This is a genomic window from Clostridioides sp. ZZV14-6387, from assembly GCF_020657835.1.
Taxonomy (GTDB): domain Bacteria; phylum Bacillota; class Clostridia; order Peptostreptococcales; family Peptostreptococcaceae; genus Clostridioides; species Clostridioides difficile_A.
On the sequence record NZ_JAGWCW010000001.1, the window covers coordinates 1 to 16,955 of the forward strand.

Consider the following 16,955-nt stretch of genomic DNA (forward strand, 5'->3'; position numbering starts at 1 on the left):
TAGGTTCTATCCTATCTCTACATATAAGTTTCCCTATATGCTGACTATTTTAGCTACTAACTCACGACTAAAGTCACGAGTGTGCGTAGCTATTTTTTAATCAAAAGGAGTCGATGCCATACCATTTTCTAAAAGTGGGTCATCAACTATTGTAACTATAGGAGATGCTATCATATCTCCTTCTCTATCTTTCAATAAAGATAATCCTTTTTGAGCTGAATCTGCATTAAATATTCCAGAAAATGTGCTAAGCAAAGATACCATAGCTTCATTAAACAATATAGTTTTATATTTACCTGATGGGATACTCTTACCCCCTACCTTAGATAAAGCATCTTCAACACCAAGTTTTGCTATCTCATAAGGCTTTATTTCTTCAATAGAAGTTGCTATATTATACCCTACTCCATCATATTTTTGTTCATTGTCTTGTATAATGGGAACTACAAATCCTATAAGCATATTAGTCTTATTGCTTAAATCAAGACCTTTAGTATTATATATACCATTACTTGATACAGAATAAGATAGAGTACATCTAGATAAATTTATTACCTTGTTTGAATAAGCTTTAGTTTCTCTTTCCATTTGTAAGGCTAAATCAATCAACTTATCTGCTTCTAAATTTTCTAGCTCTTTAGAATAAGTTTTTACCTCATTATATTGCTTATCACCTTCATATATAAATTGTACATCTTCATTTTCAATAGTATTTACTCCATCTTTTACATTTTTTATCAACATATCAACAGCTTTATCATCTAAAATTTCTGTATAAGAGTAACCTATCTTTCCATTTATTTTTCCTCTAAAAGACAAACCAAAAGACTTATCAAGATTGTATTTCTCAACTTCGCCTTCATATATATTTATACTTAGATTTTCTCCTGTATAATAGTATACCTCACACTCTTCAAAACCTTCGCTTAGAGCTTTTTTAAATAATATATCTTTAAAACTTTTAAGTTCCATACTTATCCCTCCTATCTTCCACCTACAGTAATTTCTTTTACTCTTATCATAGGCTGACCTACATTAGTTGGTATACTTCCTGAGGATGAACCACACATCCCCTGAGCTTGTTCTAAGTTATCCCCAACCATATCTATATTCATAAGTACATCACTACCTTTTCCAATCAAACTAGCTCCTCTAACTGGCTCTTGTATTTCTCCATTTTTTATCAAGTATCCCTCTGAAACTGCAAAATTAAACTCTCCTGTTACAGGGTTTACAGAGCCACCACCCATTTTTTTAGCATAAAGTCCATCTGGCATTGACTTTATAATATCTTCTGGTTTATCTTCTCCAGCAGCAATATAAGTATTGGTCATTCTTGAAGTTGGAGCAAATTTATAGTTTTGTCTACGAGAATTTCCTGTAGGATTCATTCCCATTCGTCTACCATTAAGTTTATCTATCATATAAGACTTTAATATCCCATTTTCAATTAGTATATTTTTCTGAGCTGGATTTCCTTCATCATCTATATTCATAGAGCCCCAGTAATTTGGTATTGTTCCATCATCTATAGCTGTAATCTTTGTAGAAGCAATCTGTTGACCTAATTTATCTGCAAATACAGAGTTTCCTTTTGCAACTGATGTAGCTTCCAGAGAATGACCACAAGCTTCATGGAAAATTACCCCACCAAATCCATTATCGATTGCTACCATCATATTACCTGCTGGGCAATTTTTAGCATGCAACATAGTATGTGCTACTCTAGCTGATTCTTTCGCATAGTATTCTGGGTCTATTTCTTCAAATATCTCAAATCCTTTACAACCTCCTGGTCCTTCAAATCCAGTTTGATTTTCATTGCCTTTAGATGCAACTGAACTTATTCCAAGTCTCGTTCTTATTCTTCTATCCTCAACATATATCCCTTCAGTATTTGCAATTAATATTTTTTGGTCTTTATCTGAATAACTAACACTTACTTGAGATATATCACTACTAAACGCTTTTGCACTCTTATATGCAACCTTCATTACATTTACTTTATCTCTATTATCTATTGAATTTGGATAAATTTTTATATTATGTATGTTATTTATTTTAATACTGTCATTTAATATTATACTTTTACCATCTTCTAATTTGCCTAAAGCAACAGCAGCTTTATATGCTACATCCAACAGACTACTTAGAGAATTGTCACTTGTATAAGCATATATACTCTTTAAACCTTTAAATATTCTTATTCCTATACCATAATTTCTTCCACCTATTGCATTTTCTACTTTATTATCTATTAAACTGATAGAATTATTTAGAGTGTCTTCTTCAAAAATCTCAGCAAAATCTCCTCCAGTAATTAGACACTTTTCTAATACCTTTGAAGCTATATCTTTTGAAAGCATAAATTTACCTCCTACTTTAAATTTTTAATTGATTTTTATTAAATCTCTTTTCTTATTAAAAACATTATATACCACTATTACTTAAAACAAAGTACTTATGAATATATTATACATATGTTTTACTCTAAAATGTTATCACATTTTTATTTATACATACCCATATATCTAGATAATTAAAATGTATAATATTATTTGCTATAGAAAATAATACACTCATACATAATAAATGTTAGGAGTGAAATATATGAATCAAGAATATGTAAAAGGAAAGCCTATTTTTACCAATATAAACAAAATACCAAAACAATTTCCATATCTTACTGATGATATTGATACTGATGTTATAATTGTTGGTGGCGGTGTTACTGGATGCATTTGTGCTTACTATCTAGCTAAAAACAATATAAAATCAGTCATTCTAGAAAAAGGAAGGATTGCACACGGAAGCACTAGTGTAACCACTTCTCTTTTGCAATACGAATTAGATGACAATTTGATAGACTTAACAGAAGTTATGACTTTAACTGATGCAATAAAAGCATACAATCTTTGTGTATCAGCACTTGAAGAATTAGATGAATTTATAGAACTATATGGAAATAAGTGTGATTATGCTAAAAGAGATACTCTACTTTACACTGCTAATAAGCTTGAAATTAAGGCTATAAAAGAAGAATATAATTTAAGAAAAGAAAATGGATTTGATGTTGAATATATTGATGAATCTACAAACCCTTTTAGTTTTGATTTAAAATCAGGATTAATAGCAAAAAACGGAGGACGAGAATTGGACCCATATAAATACAGTCATCATTTAATCGATGTAAGTCTAAAAAATGGTCTTCAGGTATATGAAAATACAGAAGTAAAAAAAGTAGATTTCGCAAATGATAAAGTAACTGCTGAAGTATCTTATGGTTATAAAGTTCATGGAAAAAAACTAATTGTAGCTACAGGATACAATACAAGTTTATTTACCAAAAGAAACTTTGCAACTAAGTCAAATACTTTTAATATAGCAACAAAGCCAATTAAAAACATAGATTCTTGGAAAAACAATATTCTAATTAGAGATAACTGCGACCCATATAATTATCTAAGAACTACAAAAGATAATAGATTAATTATAGGTGGCGAGGATGTAAGTTTTGATGATATAGAAAATGAAACTTTAGCTAATAAAAAGTATGATATTTTAGAGCAAAGATTGAAAAGCATGTTTAAGGATATAAAGGATATACAGATTGAATATAAATATTGTGGTTGCTTTGCTTCTACTTTAGATAATTTAGGGTTTATTGGACCAGATAACAAAAACCACAATCTATGGTATTGCCTAGGTTATGGAGCCAATGGAATACTCTTTGCAATATTGGGTGGTATAATGTTGAGTGAATTGTATCTTGGTAAAGAAAATAAAAATATGAAATTATTTAGAGTAAATAGATTTGATAAATAGATATTACACATTAAAAGACTGTACAAAAAAGAAGTTTTAGAATTCTAAAACTTCTTTTTTGTACAGTCTTTTATAATGCTCTTTTTAAAAACACTTTATTTATAATTAAATATAAAGTAAAATATTAAAATATAACTGATAAAATTTAGTCACAGTATAATATTTAAGTTTATTTGATGAAAAATGGAGGAATTATTATGAAAGAAATACTCGTTATTGCTCCCACTAAAGGAACCTATGAAAAATCAATTCATATAGTTAAAAAATACAATTATACAAATATTGATGTTGTATTTGGTAATCTAAAAGAAGGGATACCTCTTGCGGAAAAAAGTATTAATCATGGAACTAGAATCATCATAAGCCGAGGTGGTACTTACAATATGCTAAAAGCTACTTACAACATACCTATAGTTGAGATTAAAGTAGATGCTTATGATATCATAGAAAGCTATAAAGAAGTAAAAAACTCTAATGAGCCATTTGGAATAATTGGATTTAATAATGTAATCTATGGTTTTGACATCATAGAAGAAATATTAAATAAGAAAATAACTATGATTGAAATTGAAAAAGAAGAAGAGATTTATGATGCTATAGAGAAATACAGAAAAAAAGGTATCAACACATACATAGGAGATACTACTGTTGCACATATTGTTAAAAGACTCAATTGCAAGGGGATATTAATCGAATCTAGGGAAGAAAATATACTTAGAGCCATTCAACAAGCAGAACAAATACTTGATGCAACCAAAGATGAACAAAAAAGAAGATTACAGATAGAAGCTATGACAGATTTTGTACATGATGGCATAATAACTGTTGACAAAAATTTTATAATCACATTATTTAATAAGAGTGCAGAAAAAATATTTGGTATAAAAAAAGAGAATGCACTTTATCATAACATTATAGACGTAATCCCAAATACAGTCCTTCCTCAAGTAGTTGAAACTATGGAGCCACAAATTGGTGAAATACAAAATATAGGAAGTACAAAAATCATAACAAATAGAGTTCCAATCATCGTCGATGGTCAAATCCAAGGAGCTGTTTCTACCTTTCAAGATAGCAAGGAGATAAGTTCTTTTGAGCATACAATAAGAAGAAGTCTATTAAATAAAGGTCTCTCTGCTAAATACACTTTCGATGACATAATTCATGCTAGTGAAAAAACGAAAAATTGCATAGAAATTGCAAAGAAATATGCCTGTTATGACACCCCTATGATTATCACTGGAAAATCAGGTGTTGGTAAAGAGCTGTTTTGTCAAAGCATACACAACTATAGTAAACGTAAAAATGCACCTTTTGTAGCTGTAAATTGTGCTGCTATACCTCCATCTTTAATAGAAAGTGAATTTTTTGGTTATGAGGAAGGTTCATTTACAGGTGCGAGAAAAAAAGGAAAAGCAGGTGTATTTGAACTAGCGCATGAGGGTACAATTTTTCTCGATGAAATAAGTGAAATTCCTCTTGAACTTCAAGGACGACTATTGAGAGTCTTACAGGAAAAACAAGTTATGAGAATTGGTGGTGATAAAGTCATTCCTATAGATGTAAAAATTATTTGTGCTTCTAATAAAGACTTAAAAAATATGATGCGTGATGGTTTATTTAGACAAGACCTTTATTTTAGAATAAATATCTTAACACTATATCTCCCTTCATTAAAAGAAAGAAAAGAAGATATATTAAAACTATCAGAATTTTTTATACATAAATACTCAGTCAAATACAACAAAGCCCCTTTAATTATCACTCCAAATATTAAGCAAGTACTTCTCGAACGAAAATATGAAGGAAATATAAGAGAATTAGAAGGAATGATGGAAAGAGCTGTTATTGTAGAATCATTTGACTCGATTTTATTAGAAAAATATAACAGTGAGTATATAAATAATATAGATAATACAAGCAATATAGATAATATAAATAATAATTTTGAATGTAATAACTTAGATTTAAAGACACTAGAAAAAAAATATATCTATAAAATTTACAACGAAAACAATAGAAATACTACAAAGACTTGTGAAATTCTAAAAATAACTCGCTCTACTCTATGGAGAAAGTTAAAAGAAATGGAAAGTGATGTTTAAAAATAATACATACTTAATATATCGAAACGTTTTATGTTTAATTTTAATACATAAGACGTTTATTTGTTTTCACTGAGAAATATTATTATATAATGAAATAATTATTTTCAATGTTAAGATTTACACAATTATACTTTTAGTTCTAAGTATTCTACAGCACTTCAAGCAATCAGCAAAAATAATCATAATAACTTAAAACATAAAATCTATATATTGGCATAGTAATTGCTTTTAGATACTTATATAAAAATAAAAAGGAGTGATACTAAATGCACATCTTGAAATCAGTGAAAAAGATGCCAGGAGGACTTATGGTATGTCCCCTGTTATTGGGAGCACTATTTAATACAGTATGTCCACAAGCTCTAGAAATTGGAGGATTCACAACGTCCTTATTTAAAACTGGTGCAATGAGTATACTTGCTCTATTTTGTCTATGTAATGGAGCTCAAATTAACATTAGACAAGCTGGTAAACCATTGACTAAAGGAATAGCACTTACAGCAACAAAATTCATAATTGGTGCAGTATTAGGTATTATTGTCAGTAAATTTATAGGCCCTAAAGGTATACTTGGTATTACACCTCTTGCCATAGTTGCTACCATGACTAATTCAAATGGAGGCCTATTTGCTGCACTTGCAGGGGAATATGGAGACTCTACAGATGTTGGAGCAATATCTATATTATCACTAAATGATGGTCCTTTTTTCACAATGCTTGCTTTTGGAGTGACTGGGCTTGCAAATGTACCTATAGTAGCACTATTTGCAGCACTTATACCAATATTACTTGGATTTATACTTGGAAATCTTGATGAAGATATACGAGAATTCCTTGCACCTGGTACAACATTATTAATTCCTTTCTTTGCTTTTCCTTTAGGAGCAGCATTAAACTTTAATCAAATTATAACTGCTGGATTACCTGGGGTTGGTCTTGGTTTAGGAGTTACTCTAATAACTGGTATGGGTGGATATTTTGTAATGAAACTTATACGTGCAGAGCATCCAGCAGTAGGTGCAGCTACTGGTACAACAGCTGGTAATGCAGCTGGTACTCCTGAAGCTTTAGCTGCTATAGACCCTACTCTAGCGACAATTGCAGCCGTTTCAACAGTGCAGGTTGCTGCTGCTATCATTGTTACAGCAATATGTTGTCCAATGTTGGTTTCTTATTTAGATAAGAGAGAAAAAAGGAAAAAAGGTATTTTTAAAGCAAATGAAAACATTGAAGTAAATTAATATTTAAGGAGGTAAAAGTAATGAATGCAATTATTCATGCAAATGAAAAAGATAATCTAGTTACATGTGTTAGACCTTTAGTTAAAGGTGAAAAAGTTTCAATTGATGGAGAATCTTACATAGTAAATGATGATATCCCTGTTTTTCACAAGATGGCTACAGAGGATGTAAAAAAAGGTGATGTTGTCTATAAATATGGTGAAGTTATAGGAATCGCAACAGTTGACATAAAAACTGGTGATTATGTTCATGTACATAATATTGAAAGTACACGTGGTCGTGGAGACAAAAAATAGGAGGTAATTAAAATGAAATTAATGGGTTATTTAAGAGAAAATGGACAATTTGGTATTCGTAATCATATTTTAGTTATTCCAACATCTGTATGTTCAAGTGAGACAGCTACAAGAATAGCATCACTTGTACCTGGAGCAATAGCTATACCTCATCAACATGGATGTTGTCAAATTGGTTCTGATATAGAACTTACAGCAAAAACATTGATAGGCTTTGGGAAAAATCCTAATGTTGCCGCAGTTTTAGTAGTTGGTCTTGGTTGTGATGGTATTCAAGCAAAAGACTTAGCTTCTGAGATAGCTACAACAGGAAAAAAAGTAGATTATGTTGTTATACAAGAATGTGGTGGAACATTAAAAACAGTCTCTAAAGGAGCTGAAATAATAGGTCAAATGTCTCGTGAAGTATCAAAAGAAGTAAGGGTTGAGTTCGATATGAGCGAAATTACATTAGCACTTGAATGTGGTGGTTCTGACCCAACAAGTGGAATAGCTTCAAATCCTTCAATTGGAGTCGCTTCAAACCTTCTTGTAGATGAGGGTGGAAGCAGTATACTAAGTGAGACTACAGAAGTAATTGGTGCAGAACATTTATTAGCTACTCGTTTTGAAGATGAAAAAATGAAAGATAAGTTTCTTAAATTTGTAAGTGATGTAGAAAAGAGAGCAATTGCCATGGGAGAAGATTTACGTAGTGGTCAACCTACTCCAGGTAATAAAGCTGGCGGACTTTCAACAATTGAAGAAAAATCACTTGGATGTATGTATAAAGCGGGTAATAAACCATTCAAAGGTGCTCTTGAATACGCCGATATTGTACCTTCTGATAAAAAAGGTCTGTATTTTATGGATACACCAGGACAAGACATAGATTCTATTACTGGTATGGTAGCAGGTGGTGCACAAATCGTAATCTTTTCAACTGGTAGAGGTACTCCAACAGGAAGCCCAATTTCTCCAGTTATTAAAATCACTGGAAATAGTGGTACATACAACAAAATGCCAGACAATATAGATATAAATGCGGGTAGAATAATAACAGATGGTGCTAAAATAGCAGATATAGGTCAAGAAATATTCAACGAAATAGTAGAAGTCTGTAATGGTAAATATACTAAAGCTGAAAGTCTTGGTCATAGAGAATTTGGTATTTATAGAATTGCTTCTACATTTTAATATCTGATAAATATAATAATAAAATATCTTTATATAGATATACTCCTTCTATAAATATACAGGATACTATTCTTCAACATAAAATTTGAAATATATAAAAAGGTCTATCTCTCAATAATCAAAATTATTTCTAGATAGACCTTTTACTTTTTTATATATCTATACTTGACTTGTTTTAAATTCCCTTTTTAAGAATAACAATACAATTATCATAGCAATAAAATCTGCAATTGGCTGTGCTAACCAAACCCCATCCAAATTGAACTGAATTGGAAGTACAATAATTAATGGTATAAATAAAATAAATTGTCTTAAAAGAGTTAAAAACATAGAATGTTTAACCTTACTTATACATTGGAAATATACAGGCCCTACAATGGAAATTCCCATTATAGGCAATGTAATTAGATTTATATTTATACCTCTTACAGCTATTTCCATTAAATCTGAATCTTTATTAAATATACCTACAAATACTTCTGGAAAAACTTGTACTACTAAAAATCCAAATGATAATATAACAATTGATACTATAATAGATAGTATTAAAGTTTTCTTTGCACGCTCATATTGTTTTGCACCATAATTGTATGATATTATAGTTTGCATACCTTGATTCAAACCAAACACAGGCATCATAAACATCAATAAAATAGATGTAAGTGCTGTCATAGCTCCAATAGCCAAATCTCCACCATAAGCCTTTAGAGAATTATTTGTAAACATATGAGTTATGCTTATAGCTACTTCCATAGCAAAAGGTGTCATACCTATTGCAAATACATTTTTCACTATATCTTTATCCAACTTTAAATTACACTTTTTTAGTTTTAAATTAGACTTCCCTCTTATAAAGTACTGTGTTACCCAAATGCATACTATAACTTGACAGAGTACTGTTGCTATAGCTGCTCCTTTTATACCTAAATCAAACACAAATATGAATATAGGGTCTAATATTAAATTTAGTACACAACCTACAATCATTGTCCTTGCTGCTAATTTTGGATTACCTTCTGCCCTAATTGCATTATTAAGAGAAAATGCAACTAGATTAAATATACTTCCAACCAATATAACACTCATATAGTCTTTTGCATAAGAGATTGAATCTTTACTTGCACCCAAAATAAAAAGTATATCTTCTAAAAAAACTAACCCTAATACAGTTATTATTAAAGATATAATTATAGATAATGTCAAAGCATTACCTAATATCTTTTCTGCTTCTTCTTTATTTCTTTCACCTAGCTTGATAGACAATCTTGTACTAGCACCTACCGATATTAGCATCCCAAAAGCTATTATTAGTGTGAATACTGGCATAGTTACACCAAGACCTGCAATAGCTATGGAACCAATGCCTTCCATAGAGCCAATAAATGCTCTATCTACTACATTATAAAGTGAAGTTGCCATCATTGCTATTATTGCAGGTATCGAATATCTAAATAATAAAATCCATATTTTTTCATGTCTTAATGCTTCTTGATTTTCCATGTTGTCACCATTTATACCATGTCATAAGTTATACAAATTGGTTTGTTTGTTCTTGGGTCTGTTGCTATCTCTGCATCAATGTTAAATAATTCTTTTAGATTATCTTTCGTCATAACATCATGTGCATCACCTTCACAAACTATTTTACCTTTCTTAATACCTATCATGTGGTCAGCAAATCTCGCTGCATTATTAAGTTCATGTATTACCATGACAATAGTTCTTCCTTGTTTTTTATTTAATTCATCTAATAATTTTAGTATCTCTAACTGATGAGCTAAGTCTAAATATGTTGTAGGCTCATCTAGTAGTAATATATCAGTCTCTTGTGCTAAAGCCATAGCTATCCATGCCCTTTGTCTTTGCCCTCCTGATAAATCTTCTATATTTCTATCTTTAAAATCTGAAATTCCAGTAACTTCTAAACTCCAATTTACAATATCTCTGTCCTCTTTGCTAGAATTACCAAACCCACTCTTATGAGGAAATCTTCCATAAGAAATTAACTCTGAAACAGTAAGACCACTAGGAGCCTGAGGACTTTGTGGAAGTACAGCCATATCTTTTGCTATTTCTTTGGATTTCTTTTTATGGATGTCGTTTCCATTTATATATATACTTCCACTCTTAGGGCTAATAATTCTTCCTATAGTTTTAAGTATTGTTGATTTTCCACAACCATTAGCCCCTATTATAGTAGTTATTTTTCCTTTTGGTATATTCAAATTTAAATTCTTTACAATATCTGTATTTCCATATGATATATTTAAATTCTTAGTATTTATACAGTTCATAACAACACCCTTTCTTAATCATTTGCCAACATTAAATAAATAAAGTATGGCACTCCTATTATAGAAACCACTATACCCACTGGTATCTCTATAGGTGCCAGAATATTTCTAGATATCGTATCTGCAACTAAAAGTAATAATGTCCCTATAAGTGCTGATACTGGTATTAATCTTTTATGTTTTGGTCCTATTATTTTTCTACCTATATGTGGAGCTATTAAACCTAAAAATGAAATACTACCCGCTACTGCTGTAGATACACCTGATAAAATTACTGCATATATTATAAGTCTTCTTCTCTGTTTTTCTACTTCTACACCAAGACTCGTAGATACTTCGTCACCCAAGTTTAAAACATCTATATACTTTGCTTTATATATAGTTATACCCATAAAAACTACTATAAACGGAAGTACAGCTATCACATATTTCCAACTAGTTCCCCAAATACTACCTGATGTCCATGCCATGACTCTATTAAATTCTTGTGTTGTAAACTTCAATTGGAATATCGTCAAAATCGATGTGAAAGCTATGTTTATACCTATACCAATAAGTAGTAATCTTGAAGAATTTATACCACCTTTCCATGCAAGAGAATATATAAGAAAAGCTCCAAATAAAGCTCCTACAAGTGCAACAACTGGCATTGTAAATACGGTAAGATTACTCATTCCTTCATAAACATTCCCATTCATAAGGTATATATAAACGACTACAAATAATGCAGCGCCTGAGTTTATCCCCAAAATACCAGAGTCTGCTAAATCATTCTTTGTAACACCTTGAAGTATTACACCTGCTGTTGATAATGCTGAACCAACCAAAAGAGCTATTACTATTCTTGGTAATCTCAATTTAAATATTGCAATTTCATGATTACGCTGACCTTGCCCTAAAAAAGTCTTTATAACATCCATTGGTTCTATGGAAAATGAACCCATGTTTAAACTCACTAGAAAAGTGATAAAAATAAGTACCACTAAAATGGATACAACAAGCAATGTTTTTGAATTGTTTTTCATAATATTTTTCATAGTACTTATTTTTCCCCCTTTCTAACAAGGTATATAAATATTGGCACTCCTATAAGTGCTGTTATAGAACCTACTGGTGTCTCATATGGAGGATTTATAATCCTACTTAATATATCTGTATATACAAGCAATACAGCTCCTAGAACTAAAGAACTTGGTATTATATACTTATAATCTGAACCTACTATTCCTTTAGCTATTTGAGGGACTATAAGACCTATAAAAATAATATTACCAGAAACTGAAACAGATGCTCCAGTCATTAATATTACGAGTATTATACATATGAATCTAACAGTGTTAGTTTTTTGACCTAATCCTATTGCTACTTCTTCCCCAAGGCTTAATATAGTTATTCTTGGAGCCATAACCATAGCTAATATAAATCCAATACCACCAGCTATAAATAATAACTTTACACCTTCCCAATTCACTCCTACAAGACCTCCTGATATCCAGAAGCTCAATTGTTGAGATAGATTAAAATACATAGATATCGCTGATGCTAAAGAAATTAGTAGTGTCCCAAGTGCTACTCCTGCAAGAGCTAATTTTACATTATTAACTCTTCCTCTTGACTTAGAACTTATAAAATATATAAATAATCCACTTATACTTGCTCCAATAAATGCAAACATCATTACACTAAGATTTCCATGTATAAGCTGAGGAAGTGTTTTTTGAAGCACTAGTGATATTGCAATTGCAAATGTAGCCCCTTGTGTAATACCTATAACAGAAGGTTCCGCTATAGGATTTCTTGTTATCCCCTGCATTATTGCCCCAGAAACTGCTAAAAAGCCTCCAACAAGTGCTGCTGCTATTGCTCTTGGAAGTCTAACATCCTTTACTATTCTCATATTTATCCCATCTTCCATTTTTATTAAACTATCTATAACAGTTGACAGATTCATATCTTTTGCCCCAATAGCTATGGATAATACAATTCCAAGCACAAGTACAACTAGACTTATTAATATCAGTAAATAAGTTAAATTTTTTTTATTAAACTTAGTCAATTATCCTACCTCCTTCTCCCTTTTAATTGTTAGTATAATAATATCTATTAAATATTTTCTAAGTTTTATTAAAAATAGGTGTGAAAAATGAATATCATTATCTCACACCTACTAAGTTAAGAATTACTTTGTTAATTCATTTTTAACTGATTCTAATAATAACTCTTTTCCGATTGGATTATATGATTGACTAAAAAATGGCGCTGCGTCAAGTATTGTTACATTTCCATTTTTTACTGCTCTTATTTGAGCCCAGATAGCACTATTTTCTAAATCTTTTTTATCTGCTTCTGTGGCAATTACAACTATATGGTCTGCATCTATATCTGTTAGACCTTCCATACTTACCATTGGCAATGTTATTCCATCTTGTTTAGGCATGTTCTTAGGTCTAGCTAGCTTCATATCATCATTGATTAAAGTTCCTATTCCACCATCACTAAATACCATAAATTGACCTGAGCTAGCTAATACTGGTAAGTAAGTTTTTTCTCCATTTTTCTCCGTAACTTCTTTACCCAATTTTGTAGCCTTTTCATCATACTTCTGTAACCAGTTTTTAGCATCCTCTTCTTTATCAAATAACTTTGAAACATCAGTTAACTTACTTCTCCAGTCATTTGCATAATCTTTCATCATTACTACAGGTGCTATTTCTTTTAATTGGTCATATATTTTCTCTTGTCTTTGACTCATTATTATTAAATCAGGATTTACTTCCAATATAGCTTCCATATCCATAGTATCCATCATTGAGTGTCCAACTATTTTTACATCTTTAAGTTCTTCTCTTATGTAACTTGGTAATTTATCAGTTTCATATGAGTCTACATTTGCTGTTGCAACAGGTTTATGGCCTACTAATAATAGTTCTTCACTACTTCCTGATATATCAACTATTTTTTTAGGATTTGATGGTATCTTAACCTCTCCTTTAACAGATTGTACAACCCTTGTATCTGATTTATCTTCATTCTCTGCATTCTTATCTGAACATGCTGTAACAAGTACTAGCGTAGTTATAATAGATATAAATATTGCAAGTGATTTTATTTTTTTCATGATTTTTTCTCCTACTTGTTTATTATATTTATATGATATTGATTATCATAAGCACATATTTATTATAGCATTTTTCTATTTTTAGTCAATATTATTTTGTAAAAGGATAAAAATTCCTAATTAATCTTAATTATATATACTACAGATAAGGTTTTCTCATATTAAACAATAATTTAAAACTTGAATTTTTATATAGACAGAATGACTTTTCAGTTAAACAATGATAAAATACAATTTATAAAGAAATCTTTAGTAAGAAGGGTTTAAAATATGGATGATTGGCTTATTATTGAAAAAATTGAAGATGTAGTTGTTGGCACTAGTATACCTTATAATTATGAGAAGTCTAAATTTTAAAACATGGATAAAAGCATAATAGATTAGTAAATTCTATTTTAATAAAAAGAGTATCTGTAATAATTATAATAAATCATTACAGATACTCTTTTTATGATAAATGCTTTAAATTACTTATTTTCTAATCTTTCATATACATCTATAAATTCTTCTGCTAATTGCTGAAAATTCATAGACGTCATTAAATGGTCTTGTGCATGAATAAGTATAACACTTATATCAGTTTTATTACCACTAGCTTCATTTTGTATTAGTTCTGTTTGGAATTTATGAGCTTTATGAATTGATTCTTTTGACTTTTCAATACATTCTCTAGCTTTGTCTATATTCCCACTCTTCGCTTCTTTTATAGCTTCAAATGCCAATCCTTTTGCATCCCCTGCAAATCCAATTATTCCAAAAGATATTTCTATCATTTTTTCATCCATATATTCTACCTCCTAAATATCTCTATAGCTTGATATGACTAATCCATTCTTTTCTAAAAATTCTTTGACTCCTTTAGATGTAAGTATCTTATGCTCTTTTGTTCTATCAATTGCATAAGATGTAGAATTTAAAATATAATCATCTAAAAAAGCTGGGTGAGACATAATATCCACTACATCATACTTCATTATTTTGTCTATATTTTTTATAAAAAACTCTTCACTTACATTTTCCTTATAAAAACTATCAATTAATGGAACTACCTTTGAATACTCTAAATTATATTCAAATCCGCCTCTTATTGGAAGGTCATACTTATTTACAATCTTCTCTATCACTGGCTTTAAACTTACTAAAGTATGGATATGATGGTGACTATCCAGATGAGATATTTCTATTCCAAGTTCTTTTACTTTATCTATTTGAGCACAAAGTTCTCTATAAATCTCATCACAATCCATATTTTTAATAATTTCGTCTGTAATTCTTCTAATAAAAAAACCTTCTTTGTCAACAATAGTTTTTAAGTCAGATAATAATGGTCTACCACAGCTTAAAGTCATGTGAACGCCACAATTTAAAGACTTATTTTCTTTAAGTAATTTTACTCCATGTTCTACTCCAGGCATATTCGCCATCATAGAAGTAGACTTCACTATTCCATTATTATGAGCTGATATTATACCATAATTCACAGCTTCACAATAGCCAAAGTCATCTGCATTTATTATAATTTTAGTCATACCACAACCTACTTTCTATAGATTATCTATTAAATCTAGGAAGATAATCCTTATGAGCTTCTAACATTTCATCTAATATAGTTTTCGCCAAATCATCTGAAGGAATCAATGGATTTATACAAAGTGCCAAAAGGGCAGATTCATAATCTCCATATACAGCTGCTTTAGCTGCCAATACTTCAAATGACTTAATTTGACTTACTAACCCATGTACAGAATCTGGTAAGTATCCCATACTTAGTGGTTTTGGACCATTTTTTGTTATTACACTGCTGACTTCTACAGCTTGCTCGTCTTTAAAGTCTCTTATAGCACCATTGTTTAATGTATTAACTACTTGAATATCTTTTTTATCATTGTATATAGAGCTTATCAAATTACAAGCTGCATCACTATAATAAGCTCCCCCTCTTTTTTCAAGCTGAGGTGGTTTTATATCTAGTTTTTCATCTTTATACAAATCAAATAGTTGCTCCTCTAATTCTTTAACTACTTGACCTCTGGCTTTTCCTTCTTTAAACTCCCTCAACTCATCTTCAAGCATTTCTTTAGTTTTATAATAATATCTATGATATGGACAAGGTATTGCACCTAGAGATTTTATAAATTCTGAATTAAAGTCAATTGCCTTTATGTTTTGCATACTTATATCTGCTTTAACAAACTTATCTATTGCTTCTTTTGTAACATCTTCTCCATCTAAAAATACATTTAAACCATAAACCATATGATTAAGACCTGCAAAATCCATACTTATTCTATCGCTTTTTACATTAAATAGTTTGGCAACATCGTTTTTTAGATGAATTGGAACATTACATAAACCTATATATTTTTTAAAGTTAGTATATTTGAATACAGCTTCTGTTATTATTCCTGTTGGATTTGTAAAGTTCACCATCCATGCATTTGGACATAATTCTTCCACATCTTTTATTATATCAAATATAATTGGTATTGTGCGAAGGGCTTTGAATAGCCCTCCAGCACCATTAGTTTCTTGACCCATAACTCCATGAGATAAAGGAATAGTTTCATCTTTAATTCTTGCATCTAAAAGACCTACTCTAAGTTGTGTTGTCACGAAATCTGCATCTTTTAGAGCTTCTCTTCTATCTAATGTAAGATTTATTTTCATATCTATTCCAGCTTTTTTTACCATTCTTTTAGCTAAATTTCCTACTATCTCTAATTTTTCTTTTCCATCCTCTATATCTACAAGCCACAATTCCTTTACAGGTAGCTCTTCATATCTATTTATAAAACCCTCTACAAGCTCAGGAGTATAACTTGAACCTCCTCCGATTGTAACTATTTTTAGTCCATTTTTCATCTCATTATACCATCCTTACCTATAATTTAGTGTAT

The 16,955-nt window shown here is 30.3% G+C and carries 15 protein-coding genes; 5 read left to right on the plus strand and 10 right to left on the minus strand.

Features of this window, described 5'->3' with window-relative positions:
- Positions 1 to 96: 96 nt before the first annotated feature.
- The gene (locus KGF38_RS00005) at positions 97 to 972 is read right to left on the minus strand and encodes a TldD/PmbA family protein (protein WP_227832054.1); all 876 of its coding nucleotides are present in this window, start codon (positions 970 to 972) and stop codon (positions 97 to 99) included.
- Positions 973 to 983: 11 nt separating this feature from the next.
- Positions 984 to 2,366 carry a TldD/PmbA family protein gene (locus tag KGF38_RS00010; RefSeq protein ID WP_074179815.1) on the minus strand — a complete coding sequence of 461 codons (1,383 nt, stop codon included), beginning with the start codon at positions 2,364 to 2,366 and terminating at the stop codon, positions 984 to 986.
- 244 nt (positions 2,367 to 2,610) lie between these two features.
- Between KGF38_RS00010 and KGF38_RS00015 the strand changes: the two genes are divergently transcribed.
- The 5 genes from KGF38_RS00015 to KGF38_RS00035 all read left to right on the plus strand — a co-directional run bounded on the left by KGF38_RS00015 (position 2,611) and on the right by KGF38_RS00035 (position 8,646).
- The gene (locus KGF38_RS00015) at positions 2,611 to 3,825 is read left to right on the plus strand and encodes an NAD(P)/FAD-dependent oxidoreductase (RefSeq protein ID WP_054271462.1); all 1,215 of its coding nucleotides are present in this window, start codon (positions 2,611 to 2,613) and stop codon (positions 3,823 to 3,825) included.
- A 197-nt stretch (positions 3,826 to 4,022) separates the two neighbouring features.
- A complete protein-coding gene (locus KGF38_RS00020; protein ID WP_074179816.1) occupies positions 4,023 to 5,930 on the plus strand; it encodes a sigma 54-interacting transcriptional regulator in 1,908 nt (635 codons plus the stop codon).
- Positions 5,931 to 6,199: 269 nt separating this feature from the next.
- The gene (locus KGF38_RS00025; RefSeq protein WP_074179817.1) at positions 6,200 to 7,174 is read left to right on the plus strand and encodes a 2-keto-3-deoxygluconate permease; all 975 of its coding nucleotides are present in this window, start codon (positions 6,200 to 6,202) and stop codon (positions 7,172 to 7,174) included.
- A 20-nt stretch (positions 7,175 to 7,194) separates the two neighbouring features.
- Entirely contained in the window at positions 7,195 to 7,470 is a 276-nt protein-coding gene (locus tag KGF38_RS00030; protein WP_054271465.1) for a UxaA family hydrolase, read from the plus strand.
- Positions 7,471 to 7,482: 12 nt separating this feature from the next.
- Positions 7,483 to 8,646 (plus strand): UxaA family hydrolase, encoded by a 1,164-nt coding sequence (locus KGF38_RS00035; RefSeq protein ID WP_054271466.1) that lies wholly within the window; start codon positions 7,483 to 7,485, stop codon positions 8,644 to 8,646.
- Positions 8,647 to 8,805: 159 nt separating this feature from the next.
- On the opposite strand, the gene KGF38_RS00040 is transcribed toward KGF38_RS00035, so the two are convergent.
- From KGF38_RS00040 to KGF38_RS00075, 8 genes are all read right to left on the minus strand, one after another.
- Positions 8,806 to 10,146, minus strand: coding sequence for an MATE family efflux transporter (locus KGF38_RS00040; RefSeq protein ID WP_227832055.1), 1,341 nt, complete (start codon positions 10,144 to 10,146; stop codon positions 8,806 to 8,808).
- An 11-nt stretch (positions 10,147 to 10,157) separates the two neighbouring features.
- Positions 10,158 to 10,940, minus strand: a complete 783-nt coding sequence (locus tag KGF38_RS00045; RefSeq protein ID WP_227832056.1) for an ABC transporter ATP-binding protein — start codon at positions 10,938 to 10,940, stop codon at positions 10,158 to 10,160.
- A gap of 14 nt (positions 10,941 to 10,954) precedes the next feature.
- Entirely contained in the window at positions 10,955 to 11,965 is a 1,011-nt protein-coding gene (locus KGF38_RS00050) for a FecCD family ABC transporter permease (protein WP_413926736.1), read from the minus strand.
- 17 nt (positions 11,966 to 11,982) lie between these two features.
- Entirely contained in the window at positions 11,983 to 12,996 is a 1,014-nt protein-coding gene (locus KGF38_RS00055; protein WP_219672858.1) for an iron ABC transporter permease, read from the minus strand.
- Positions 12,997 to 13,119: 123 nt separating this feature from the next.
- Complete coding sequence (locus KGF38_RS00060) at positions 13,120 to 14,058, minus strand: ABC transporter substrate-binding protein (protein ID WP_227832057.1); 939 nt, start codon at positions 14,056 to 14,058, stop codon at positions 13,120 to 13,122.
- Positions 14,059 to 14,525: 467 nt separating this feature from the next.
- Positions 14,526 to 14,843, minus strand: coding sequence for a PTS lactose/cellobiose transporter subunit IIA (locus tag KGF38_RS00065; RefSeq protein WP_021385850.1), 318 nt, complete (start codon positions 14,841 to 14,843; stop codon positions 14,526 to 14,528).
- Between the two features lie 12 nt (positions 14,844 to 14,855).
- Positions 14,856 to 15,587 carry a chitin disaccharide deacetylase gene (gene chbG, locus KGF38_RS00070; RefSeq protein WP_054271472.1) on the minus strand — a complete coding sequence of 244 codons (732 nt, stop codon included), beginning with the start codon at positions 15,585 to 15,587 and terminating at the stop codon, positions 14,856 to 14,858.
- Positions 15,588 to 15,609: 22 nt separating this feature from the next.
- Positions 15,610 to 16,920, minus strand: coding sequence for a 6-phospho-beta-glucosidase (locus tag KGF38_RS00075; protein ID WP_054271473.1), 1,311 nt, complete (start codon positions 16,918 to 16,920; stop codon positions 15,610 to 15,612).
- Between the last annotated feature and the right edge of the window lie 35 nt (positions 16,921 to 16,955).

Coding starts and splice junctions, on each gene's coding strand:
- KGF38_RS00005 (WP_227832054.1), bottom strand. CDS start 972: ATGGAACTTAAAAGTTTTAAAGATATATTATTTAAAAAAGCTCTAAGC.
- KGF38_RS00010 (WP_074179815.1), bottom strand. CDS start 2,366: ATGCTTTCAAAAGATATAGCTTCAAAGGTATTAGAAAAGTGTCTAATT.
- KGF38_RS00015 (WP_054271462.1), top strand. CDS start 2,611: ATGAATCAAGAATATGTAAAAGGAAAGCCTATTTTTACCAATATAAAC.
- KGF38_RS00020 (WP_074179816.1), top strand. CDS start 4,023: ATGAAAGAAATACTCGTTATTGCTCCCACTAAAGGAACCTATGAAAAA.
- KGF38_RS00025 (WP_074179817.1), top strand. CDS start 6,200: ATGCACATCTTGAAATCAGTGAAAAAGATGCCAGGAGGACTTATGGTA.
- KGF38_RS00030 (WP_054271465.1), top strand. CDS start 7,195: ATGAATGCAATTATTCATGCAAATGAAAAAGATAATCTAGTTACATGT.
- KGF38_RS00035 (WP_054271466.1), top strand. CDS start 7,483: ATGAAATTAATGGGTTATTTAAGAGAAAATGGACAATTTGGTATTCGT.
- KGF38_RS00040 (WP_227832055.1), bottom strand. CDS start 10,146: ATGGAAAATCAAGAAGCATTAAGACATGAAAAAATATGGATTTTATTA.
- KGF38_RS00045 (WP_227832056.1), bottom strand. CDS start 10,940: ATGAACTGTATAAATACTAAGAATTTAAATATATCATATGGAAATACA.
- KGF38_RS00050 (WP_413926736.1), bottom strand. CDS start 11,965: ATGAAAAACAATTCAAAAACATTGCTTGTTGTATCCATTTTAGTGGTA.
- KGF38_RS00060 (WP_227832057.1), bottom strand. CDS start 14,058: ATGAAAAAAATAAAATCACTTGCAATATTTATATCTATTATAACTACG.
- KGF38_RS00065 (WP_021385850.1), bottom strand. CDS start 14,843: ATGGATGAAAAAATGATAGAAATATCTTTTGGAATAATTGGATTTGCA.
- chbG (WP_054271472.1), bottom strand. CDS start 15,587: ATGACTAAAATTATAATAAATGCAGATGACTTTGGCTATTGTGAAGCT.
- KGF38_RS00075 (WP_054271473.1), bottom strand. CDS start 16,920: ATGAAAAATGGACTAAAAATAGTTACAATCGGAGGAGGTTCAAGTTAT.